Annotated in this window: 9 protein-coding genes; 2 read left to right on the top strand and 7 right to left on the bottom strand. The window is 67.8% G+C overall.

The genetic code is table 11. From position 1 onward, the window contains the following. Positions 1-320: 320 nt before the first annotated feature. Genes ACTHL9_RS01000 through ACTHL9_RS01010 form a run of 3 tightly spaced genes read right to left on the bottom strand, consistent with a single transcriptional unit; the run spans position 321 to position 1,917 of the window. Positions 321-680, bottom strand: coding sequence for a VOC family protein (locus ACTHL9_RS01000; RefSeq protein WP_440516761.1), 360 nt, complete (start codon positions 678-680; stop codon positions 321-323). 9 nt (positions 681-689) lie between these two features. Further along, positions 690-1,352: a DUF1254 domain-containing protein gene (locus tag ACTHL9_RS01005; protein ID WP_440516762.1), complete on the bottom strand. Its 663-nt coding sequence runs from the start codon at positions 1,350-1,352 to the stop codon at positions 690-692. A 1-nt stretch (position 1,353) separates the two neighbouring features. Beyond that, on the bottom strand, positions 1,354-1,917 hold the full coding sequence (locus tag ACTHL9_RS01010) for a DUF1214 domain-containing protein (protein ID WP_440516763.1): 564 nt from the start codon (positions 1,915-1,917) through the stop codon (positions 1,354-1,356). A 76-nt stretch (positions 1,918-1,993) separates the two neighbouring features. On the opposite strand from ACTHL9_RS01010, the gene ACTHL9_RS01015 reads away from it, so the two are divergent. Continuing rightward, entirely contained in the window at positions 1,994-2,995 is a 1,002-nt protein-coding gene (locus tag ACTHL9_RS01015) for a DUF2891 family protein (protein ID WP_440516764.1), read from the top strand. On the opposite strand, the gene ACTHL9_RS01020 is transcribed toward ACTHL9_RS01015, so the two are convergent. Further along, positions 2,982-5,165: an ATP-binding protein gene (locus ACTHL9_RS01020; RefSeq protein ID WP_440516765.1), complete on the bottom strand. Its 2,184-nt coding sequence runs from the start codon at positions 5,163-5,165 to the stop codon at positions 2,982-2,984. The two genes, ACTHL9_RS01015 and ACTHL9_RS01020, sit on opposite strands and share 14 nt — an antisense overlap. An 80-nt stretch (positions 5,166-5,245) precedes the next feature. On the opposite strand from ACTHL9_RS01020, the gene ACTHL9_RS01025 reads away from it, so the two are divergent. Next, positions 5,246-5,488 (top strand): hypothetical protein, encoded by a 243-nt coding sequence (locus ACTHL9_RS01025; RefSeq protein WP_440516766.1) that lies wholly within the window; start codon positions 5,246-5,248, stop codon positions 5,486-5,488. Here the strand turns inward: ACTHL9_RS01025 and ACTHL9_RS01030 are convergent. From ACTHL9_RS01030 to ACTHL9_RS01040, 3 genes are all read right to left on the bottom strand, one after another. Next, entirely contained in the window at positions 5,469-6,512 is a 1,044-nt protein-coding gene (locus tag ACTHL9_RS01030) for an NADPH:quinone reductase (RefSeq protein ID WP_440516767.1), read from the bottom strand. The genes ACTHL9_RS01025 and ACTHL9_RS01030 overlap by 20 nt on opposite strands. A 181-nt stretch (positions 6,513-6,693) precedes the next feature. Then, positions 6,694-8,235 (bottom strand): UDP-N-acetylglucosamine 1-carboxyvinyltransferase, encoded by a 1,542-nt coding sequence (locus ACTHL9_RS01035; RefSeq protein WP_440516768.1) that lies wholly within the window; start codon positions 8,233-8,235, stop codon positions 6,694-6,696. Between the two features lie 108 nt (positions 8,236-8,343). Further along, entirely contained in the window at positions 8,344-8,739 is a 396-nt protein-coding gene (locus ACTHL9_RS01040) for a VOC family protein (RefSeq protein WP_440516769.1), read from the bottom strand. Between the last annotated feature and the right edge of the window lie 139 nt (positions 8,740-8,878).

Genomic DNA, 8,878 nt, shown 5'->3' on the forward strand with positions numbered 1-8,878 from the left:
GCGGCCGTTTGCCGGCCCTCCAGCGCACCGTGCGCACCGTTGCCCGAAGGCTGGGCCAGCCGGAGGTGCGTTTACCCCGCACGATCCAATGTCCCGTGAACGTACAACAACTGCAACGTCCAAGTCAGGGGCACAGCGCCCCGAGTGGTCGCGAGTCAAGCCGTCATCCTGGTCCTAGTTCGGGTTGACATTGTCGGCGATCGCTTCCTCGCGAGAATGGGACATCGACTCCTTGTGCGCGTCAATGCTCCGAGCGCGGTCGAACAACTCCGTCTGGGGTATCGCGGCCCGCGTATGGCACTCGAAGGAGGAGGCCATGATCAGGGCAAGGGATTCCGCTGGCGCAGGATGCAGAACTCATTTCCCTCGGGATCGGCGAGCACCACCCAGGATTGCTCGCCTTGGCCTATATCCACTCGCTGCGCGCCGTGGGCGATCAAGCGGGCCACCTCAGCGTCTTGATCGTCTGGCCGGAAATCGAGGTGCAGTCGGCTCTTGCTCGTCTTCGGCTCGTCAACGCGGACGAAGTCGAGCGCCGGCAACCGATCCGGTTCTGGGCGGATCTCGAACTCGTCCTCGGAGGAACAGACCACCACCCATCCAAGCGCCTCGGCCCACCACTGCCCGAGAGCCGCTGGATCCAAGGAGTGGACAATCACCTGTTCCCATTCCAACGTCATCTGCCGAGCCTAGGGGACTCTGTTGACGAGCGCCGTGAGCTGGATCTGCTGCGCGAGGCCAGATGCCGCGGGAAGGTCGTTCTCGTTCTCAACGAATACCCGCCCGATCACCAGCACCGAATCACTCGGCGACGGAATCACAGTCATGTCAGCGGGGATCTCGCCCTTCCATCCGGGACCGCTGAGCACATAGTCACCGGCCTTGGTTCCCGTGGTCCGCGTGCCCACATAGGCGAAGTTCGCGCTGTCCGAGGGATCGGTGAATTGCACGCTGTAATAGCGGTCGCCCATTTCCGGAACGTGAAGCACCTGCGGGCCCCTGCGCAAGTCAAGCCAACCGGCAACGTAAAGCAGGTCATCCGTTCCGGTGGCCAACAGGCTCCCCTGCGGCGACGACGGTGATGAGGTGCTGGGCGCTGTGTAGAGCGTATTGACCGGAATGGGGCCTCCTCCCAGCCCGTGCCGCAGAATGGCCCGCTTGAAGCCGTTCACGGTGAGACGCGGCCAAAGGTAGATGAAAGTCGGGACACCGATCACCCAGACGATGATCGCGGCGACGACGAGGGGAGTCATATCGCTTCCCCGAGAGATGCGCTGATAGACGACCCACGCGAAAACGACGAGGATCACGGCCGTCAAGGGGTACGCGTACTTCAAGATCAGGCGATTCATGTCAGGCCGCCCTCACCACAGGGGGAACGTGATACGTCCCGTCGAGAACGGCGGCCCCCGGCAAATAGGCGCGCAGCATGAGTTTGAAGTTGCCGGAGGGGGTTGGGAGCCAATTCTGTTCGTGCCCCTCCGGGGCGGTGTGCTGGAGGTAGATATCGACGGAGCCGTCGGAGTTCCTGGCGAGATCCGAGCGATCGTCGAAACTGTTGCGATTAATGGGGCTGTTCACCATGTAGCCGACCACGTCAGTCACCGTCAGCGACCAGAACGCCGCGTTGGGCGGGAAATGGCCTGGGGGAAAATTCAGCACGTACTGGTTGGCACCGTTGAGCCTCTGCCCCGACCCATCCTTCATCGCGGTCCAATACGCGGCCTCTTCGAAGACATTCACCGCAGGCAGAGCTTTGGCGCAGGCAGCCCTCAGAAGGACGCCATTTCCCGGCTGGCCGCAGGCACGAATCGAGCTCCAGCCGTTGACTGTTGTCGTGGCGGATCGGCCCACGGCGTTCATGATGAGGATTGCGGTCAGGAATGCGAGCGTTGCACCGATAATGACGCCCTGCACCACCCCGGATTGCGCGGCCCACGATAGGAAACCTCCCATGTCCGCACACTAGCGCCGCCGTCTTAGAATCGCCCAGATGAATCGCAATCTCTTTCCCGGTGCAGCAGGACACTGTGCACGGATTGTCCTCGACAACCTCGGCCGGTCCTTCCCCTATTCTGCCCATCACACGCAGCGCTCCCCCGAGGACAGGCCGAGCCCTGCGGTGATCCACCCGGCGTTCCACACGTCCTTCGACTGGCACTCGTGTGTCCACATGCACTGGCTCGGCGTGAGCGTTCTATCCGAGGCCGGGATCGAGGAGCTGCGTGGCCCGCTCGCAGAGAACCTGACCGCCGAGAAGCTCGCCGTGGAAGCCGAGTACCTCGCGGCGAATCCCTCGTGGGAGCGGCCCTACGGCTGGGCGTGGCTCCTCCGCCTAGCGGCCACGTGCCACACCTCCGACGATGAGGAGCTCCGCAGCTGGGCCGAACATCTCCAGGGGTGCGTGAACGTCGTCGCCGACCTGGTGCCGGCGTGGCTCGCCAAAGTCGAGTACCCCGTACGGCATGGGGCCCACGCGAACTCGGCGTTCGGCGTCGCCCTCCTGCTTGACGCGTTCCGCGCGCTCGGCCGCACAGCCGCTGCGGAGGCGTGCGAGGCCGCCGCCCGCCGATGGTTCGAGAGCGACGCCGGATGGCCCGCGGAGTGGGAGCTCAGCGGGCAGGACTTCCTCTCGGCGGGACTCAGCGAGGCCGACCTCATGCAGCGCGTGCTGCGCCCGGACGCGTTCGCGGCCTGGTTCGACCGCTTCCTGCCTGGCCTGGGCGGCGAGTCCCGCATCCTCGCCCCGGTCGGGGTCACGGACGAGTCCGACGGGTACATGGTCCATCTCCACGGCCTCAACCTGAGCCGCGCCGGCCAGCTCGCGCGGACCGCCCACGCGCTCAAGCAAGCGCCGTCGTCGTCCGCGGAGCCTGCGGTCGCCGCCGCCGTCGAGCCGCTCCTCCGCGCGGGCCTCTCCGCGCTGGAGAGCGAGGACTTCATGTCCACGCACTGGCTTGCGAGCTTCGCCTGGGACGCCGTCAGGTCTGTCTAGCGTGCTCCGCCGCCCACACGGCGAGCGCGGCGCGGTTGGGGAGGCCGAGCTTCGTCAGGGCGTGCGCGACGTGGTTCTCCACGGTGCGGACGGACAGCGTGAGCAGCCCCGCGATGGCGGCGTTGCTCTCTCCGAGGCGCACGAGGTCGGCGATCTCGCGTTCGCGCCCCGAGAGGATTCCGGGTTCCGCCGGGTCGAGCGGGAGCCGCAGCTCCGCGGTCGCCTCGGCGAACGTCAGCCGCGTGCCCGCCTCCCAGGCCGCAGAGAATGCAGCGAGTCCGAGCAGCAGCTCTCCCGTGGTGCGGGTCCGCTCGAGATCCGCCAGCGCGATGGCGTGGTATTTCCCACCCCGGCCCTCACGGCGGGTGGCGGACGCCGCGGCCCGGACCGCCGTCGTCGGTCTCTCCCCCACGGCGAGCGCCGCGAGCCTCGCGAGGGCGATGCCCCACAGAGTGGTGTCGCCCACCTCGGCGAAACGGTCGACGGCGGCGAAAAGACTCGCGCGGCCCGCGCCCACCCGCCCGAGGTCCGATTGGGCCAGGCCGAGATACGTGAGCGACTGGCCCTGCGACCACGTGTCGCCGCATGCTTCGGCGAGCGCGAGGGCCCTGTCGAGGTGAGTGATCGCCTCGGCGTCGTGGCCCGCCCAGACGGCAATCATGCCGAGAAGGCTCGTCGCCCGGCTCTGCCCCGGCTCGTCGCCCAGTGACGAATAGGCGGCGAGCGAAGCCCGGGCGGCGGCTTCCGCCCCCTCAAGGTCCCGGCTGAGGCATTTCGCGACGCCCTGATGGAACCACGCGAGCGCAGCCCCATCGGAGTCCGGGGGCCAGTAGGCGAGCGCCTCGGAGGTGCATCCGATGGCCGCCGCGGTTTCCTGCCGCACCGCGTGCAGGACCGCGGCGGCCACGAGTCCGCAGGCCCGCGCCTCATCGCCCGCGGAGTAGCGGTCCAGGAGGCTGAGCGTGCGCTCGAGCCCCTCGTCCTGCGCCACACGGAACCACAGCTCGCGGCTCGTGGCCATCAGCCGCAGGCCGACGTCGGGTGCCACAGCGGCCGCGATGTCGAGGGCGGCGCGCAGTTCGGGGAGACGGTCGACGGCGGTCCCGTTGAGCGAGCTTTCCAAGGTCGCCGGGAAGCGGTCGGCGCCGAAGATCGATGCGATCCACGCGAGATGCCGCCGGCGCGCCTCGTCGCCCCGTTCGCTTGCCTCGAGTCTTTCGCGCGCGTACTCGCGCAGGCTCTCGAGCAGCCGGAACCGCGTGCGGCCTTCGGCGTCGGGCGTCGCTTGGAGGAGCGACCGGGCGACGAGGCTTTCAAGATCGCCCAGGGTCGCGAGGGCGACGGCGGCTGCCGCGCGAGCGTCGAACGGGCTCGCGAACACGGAACACGCTTCGAAGACCGCCCGCAGCGGCGGCTCGAGAGCGTCGACACTCGCAGCGATGCATGCGCGCAGACTCCGATGACGAAGAGGCGCGGTGGAGGATCCGGGGCCTAGCGCCTCGAAACGCTGCTCGAGGAGCGGAAGCATCTCATCCGGGGTCAGGACGGCCGTCCGCGCAGCTGCGAGCTCGAGCGCGAGGGGCAGATGATCCAGGCGCTCGCACAGCTCGCGGGACGCTCGGCGGGATTCCTCCGTGTCGGCGAGCCGGGGCTGGACGGCGCGGGCACGATCCCAGAACAGCGTTTCGGCGTCACTGGGCGCCATCGGCCCCACGGCTATGACCCGCTCCCCGGTGATGCCCAGCGGCTGACGGCTCGTGACGAGGAGCCTGGCCCCTTCCGAGCCCTCGAGCAGCGCGACGGCCATCTCGGCGGCCGCCTCGAGGAGGTGTTCGGCGTTGTCGAGGATGAGGAGCACGGGAGCGTGGGCGTCCAACCACCAGAGGAGCGCCTCCACCGCGGACTTCCGCTTCACTCCGCGGAGGCCCACGGCCTGAGCGACGGCAAGGGCAACAGACTCGCCCTGGCGAACGCGCGTCAGGTCCACGAACACAGGAAGTCCTGATGCACTTCGGGCCGCCGTCAGGGCGATCCTGGTCTTTCCCATCCCGCCGGGCCCGGCGAGTGTGACGAGGCGGTTCGAGCGGAGCGCGTCGTCCACCGCGGCCAGCTCGGCTGCCCGCCCCACGAAGCTGCTCACCGACGCGGGCAGACGCGTCCCCGTGGACATGACATCAGTATCGGGAATGAGTAGCGCGGTGAGTAGTCCCCCCGATGTGCCGGGGCGTGCCCGAACCCTAGCGTTGAGCCATGAACACTGCAGTCCCGGTCCAAGCGACCGCACTGTCGGTCCATGAGCGGGCCTTCATCACCTGGGCGGCGATCTTCCCGCTCGTCGTCCTCGCCCAACTGGCCCTTGCGCCGTTCATCGACACGTGGCCCCCGGTACTCCGGACTCTCGCAATGACCCTCGTCGTCGTGCCGATCGCCGTCTACGTCGTGGTCCCGCGCCTGATGGCCGTCTACCTGAGGGTCATTCGCCCACGTCGATAAGGACCTTCCCCACCGTGCCCTGCTGCACCGCGTCGTGCGCCTGAGCGGTGTCCTCGAGCCGGAACCTCGTCAGCGGGAGACCGTGCTCCTCGCCGACGCCCAGCGCGTCGTCCGCGAGCGCCGCGGTGACCGCGGAGATAGCCGCCGTCTTCTGCTCATCGGTGACCGTGTACGTGAGGATGAACTGGAGTCGGGCGTTCTTGGCCATGCATTGACGCACGGGGATTGTGAGCTTCTCGTCCGAGGAATTGGCCGCGTAGATCGCGATCGTCCCGCCAGTCTTGAGCGCCTTCAGATCCGCCTCGAGGTTGGCGGCCGCGTTCACGTCCACAACGAGGTCCACCCCGTCTGGCGCGGTGCGACGCACCTCGTCGGCGACGTCTTGGCTCTTGTAATTGACGACGACGTCGGCCCCCGCCTTGCGCGCCAGCTCCGCCTTCGCGTCGCCGCTCACCGTGGCAATCACTGTGGCCCCGGCCCATTTCGCGAGCTGGATCGCGGCGTGGCCCACAGCACCCGCTCCGCCGGTGACCAGAATGACCTGGTCGCCGAGGGTGCCGGGCGCGAGGCGAGCCGGGGCGCCGTCGTGCGCTGTGAGTGCCCGGTGAGCGGTCAGCGCAGGGATGCCGACGGAGGCGCCGACGTCGAACGGCACGCCCTCGGGCAGCGGGACAACCTTGTGCAGCGGCACGACGGCGTACTCCTGCGCCGTCCCCTCCGAGCTTCCATGCGCAACGTCCCAGAGCCACACACGCTGCCCAGGCTCAAGTCCCGTTCCCTCCGCAGACGCGCCCGCCCCTGCTGGTCCGACCGCGTCCACGACTCCGGCGCCGTCCTGGTTGGGCACATGCCAGCCGTCGAGGGCGCCGTAGGTCCCTCCGGCGCGGGCCTTCCAGTCGGTCGGGTTCACGCCCGACACCACGACCTTGACCCGAACCTCGCCCTCGGCTGGCTCCGGAAGGGGCTTTTCGCGAAGCTCCAGGACGGAGGAATCGCCCGTGCGGTTGTACATGATGGCCTTCACAGGGCGATTCTCCCCCCGTGGCGACACGCCAAACACCTTGCTCCGTCACCTTCGCAGGGTCCCCACCCGTTGCTCCGTCACCTCCGCAGGGTCCCCACCCCGCAAACGTGACGACGCAACCAGCGCGCACCCCGCAAACGTGACGACGCAACGGGGGGCGCGCACGCAGGCGCCCTGGGGGTCAGTCCTGGAAGTACTGGATCTTCGCGCCGATCGAGTTGAGCCGCTCGGCGAGGTCCTGATAGCCGCGCTCGATCACGTAGATGTTCCGCAGCTCGCTCGTGCCCCGGGCCGCAAGCATCGCGAGAAGGATGCACGCCGCGGGACGGAGCGCGGGCGGGCAGCCGACCTCCGCCGCACGCCACCGTGTGGGCCCGTTGACGTAGATCCGATGCGGGTCGAGTAGCTGCACCTGAGCGCCGAGCCGGTTGAGGTCCGTGAGGTAGATGGCGCGATTCTCGTAGACCCAGTCGTGGATAAGGGTCTGGCCCATGGCGCACGCTGCGATGACAGCGAAGAACGGCAGGTTGTCGATGTTGAGGCCGGGGAACGGCATCGGGTGGATCTTGTCGGTGGGCGCCGCGAGGTCCGAGGGGAGCGTGGTGACGTCCACGAGGCGGGTGCGGCCGTTGCGGGCCATGTACTCGCCCGAGATCTCGAGCTTCTGGCCCATCTGCATGAGCGTGGCCAGCTCGATCTCCATGAACTCGATCGGGACGCGCCGCACGGTCACCTCTGAGTTCGTGACGATCGCCGCGGTGATGAGGCTCATGGCCTCGATCGGATCCTCCGAGGGCCAGTAGTCGATGTCCTGCTCGATGCGCGACTTGCCGCGGATCCGAAGGGTCGTAGTCCCGATGCCCTCGATCTCGACGCCGAGGCCCTGAAGGTAGAAGCACAGGTCCTGGACCATGTAGTTCGGCGACGCGTTGCGGATCACGGTCAGTCCCTCGCGGTGCGTGGCTGCCATGATGGCGTTCTCGGTGACGGTGTCGCCGCGCTCGGTGAGGACGAAGGTGCGATCCTCGCGGTCGGCCTCGGGGGCCCGGACAGAATAGAAGCCGTTCGTCGCCTCTACCGCGAGGCCGAAGGTGCGCAGGGCCTGCATGTGCGGCTCGACCGTGCGGGTGCCGAGGTCGCAGCCGCCAGCGTACGGGAGCTTGTACTCGCTGCGCTCGTCCAGCAGCGGGCCGAGCAGCATGATGACGCTTCGGGTGCGGCGCGCCGCCTCGACGTCCATGGACTCCAGGCTGAGCTGGGCGGGACGCCGGATCTGGAGGTCGCGCGGCTGCTGCCCGGGCGCGCCCGGGAGCCACGTGCATTCGACGCCGATGGAGGTGAGGACCTCGACGATCCGGTTGACCTCCTCGATCCGGGCGAGGTTGCGCAGCGTGGTGGTGCCGCGGTTGATCAGGCTGGCGCACAGGAGCGCGACGCCGGCGTTCTTGGAGGTGTTGACGTCAACGGCGCCCGAGAGCTGGTGGCCGCCCTCGACGCGCAGATGGGTCATCTTGGACGGCCCAATGTTGAGGATGCGCTGGCCCAGAATGTCCTCGATGCGCTGGAGCATCTTCAGGCTCAGATTCTGCTTCCCCTGCTCCATGCGCGCGACGGCGCTCTGGCTCGTCCCCAGTTCGGCAGCCAGCTGCCCCTGCGTCCAGCCCCTCTCGCTGCGCACCCCGCGCAGGATCGCTCCGACGGTCTCAGCAGTCTGTTGTGCCATGCCGAGAAAATATCACAGATGCGATAGGGGGCCGCAAATCGACACGCGGAACGGTCTCATTCAGGTCTAGACCAACCCATAGCACAAAACCATGAGATAAAGAAGCGGTCACGAAGGGGTCACAACAGAGAGTACATTTCCCGCAGGATCCTTGAACCAAGCAATCCCGAACCCCTCGCCCCCAGCGTCAGGGTCGCGGAGGATTCCGTTCTCGTCGAGGGGCATCTGCTCACTGCTCGCGTAATGGTCCGTCCGGATCCCCTGCTCGTGGAGCGAGCGGACTGCGTCGTCGACATTCGGGACCACAAGGTTGAGCACCGTGTGACTTGCGGGCACGTGGTCCGGCTTCGGGTAGATGAAGACCTGGGCACCCCCGGGGAGGGTCAGCCGCAGGCCGCCCATCTCTTCCTGCGCCTCCAGCCCCAGACTCCCGACATAGAACTCGCGCGCCTTCGGCACATCGTCCACGCTGAAGCTCGAGAACGCGCCGACGATCTCCACCATCGCTGACTCCTTCGTTCGCGGTCCTCCCCGCCCCCCACGATCGCACCTCGATCGCCTAACGCGCCAGAGGCGGCGCGCTGAACCTAGCGCCGACAGATCCCCAGGGTGCACAACCACCGCTAATTGCTGAGCAAAGGTT

The sequence above is a fragment of the Sinomonas sp. genome, assembly GCF_051955515.1.
In the GTDB taxonomy this organism is placed as follows: domain Bacteria; phylum Actinomycetota; class Actinomycetes; order Actinomycetales; family Micrococcaceae; genus Sinomonas.

Coding starts and splice junctions, on each gene's coding strand:
- ACTHL9_RS01000 (WP_440516761.1), bottom strand. CDS start 680: ATGACGTTGGAATGGGAACAGGTGATTGTCCACTCCTTGGATCCAGCG.
- ACTHL9_RS01005 (WP_440516762.1), bottom strand. CDS start 1,352: ATGAATCGCCTGATCTTGAAGTACGCGTACCCCTTGACGGCCGTGATC.
- ACTHL9_RS01015 (WP_440516764.1), top strand. CDS start 1,994: ATGAATCGCAATCTCTTTCCCGGTGCAGCAGGACACTGTGCACGGATT.
- ACTHL9_RS01020 (WP_440516765.1), bottom strand. CDS start 5,165: ATGTCCACGGGGACGCGTCTGCCCGCGTCGGTGAGCAGCTTCGTGGGG.
- ACTHL9_RS01025 (WP_440516766.1), top strand. CDS start 5,246: ATGAACACTGCAGTCCCGGTCCAAGCGACCGCACTGTCGGTCCATGAG.
- ACTHL9_RS01035 (WP_440516768.1), bottom strand. CDS start 8,235: ATGGCACAACAGACTGCTGAGACCGTCGGAGCGATCCTGCGCGGGGTG.
- ACTHL9_RS01040 (WP_440516769.1), bottom strand. CDS start 8,739: ATGGTGGAGATCGTCGGCGCGTTCTCGAGCTTCAGCGTGGACGATGTG.